Genomic DNA, 631 nt, shown 5'->3' with positions numbered 1-631 from the left:
ATTGCGACTTTGGGTCACTGTGATTAAAACGCCACTCACATTCCTTTAAATAGAGGTGAAAATGCTCTTTTGGAACTCCGTTAAACTTGCGTAGATGCCGTTTAGCTTGGTTCCAAAAGTTCTCTATACCATTAATATGATTCTTATCATTAACAAAGGTTTTAGAGTGGTTGATACGATAATGAGTAAACTCACTGACATCTAATGCGTTATAGCTTTTAAATGAGTCAGTATAAACAATGCTATCAGGCTTCACTTTTTCTCTTATGATGGGGATCAAAGTATCTGCTTTAGCATTGGGTATAATACAAGCGTAGACCTTGCCATTACGCTTTAATAGGCCAAACACGGGCACTTTGCTACCAGCACCTCGCCCTCGCTTGCCTTTACGAGTGCCACCAAAGTATGATTCGTCTACTTCGATTTCGCCTTCAAATAGACCAGGGTCTTGACTATTCTCGTAAATAAGCAGTCTTAGCCTATGAAAGTAATAACTGGCTGTGGTTTTATTAACACCAATTAGGCTTGCTGCTGTTCTCGCGGTAGAACCAGCAACAAATAACTCGATGAGTCTGCTTTGTTTATACCAACTTAGTTTACTCTTTCTCATAGTGCTATCCTAAATAATTTT

General features: G+C 39.0%; 1 protein-coding gene. It reads right to left on the bottom strand.

Annotated features, from left to right (window positions below):
* A partial coding sequence (locus tag JFC05_RS12700; protein ID WP_198337148.1) for an IS1595-like element ISPssp3 family transposase occupies window positions 1–610 on the bottom strand: 610 nt, incomplete at its 3' end.
* Window positions 611–631: the final 21 nt, after the last annotated feature.

Origin of the sequence: Psychrobacter celer (genome assembly GCF_016107555.1) — a bacterium.
GTDB classification, from domain to species: domain Bacteria; phylum Pseudomonadota; class Gammaproteobacteria; order Pseudomonadales; family Moraxellaceae; genus Psychrobacter; species Psychrobacter celer.
Note: the sequence above shows the minus strand (reverse complement) of the source record. Positions and strands in the feature narration are given on the sequence as shown.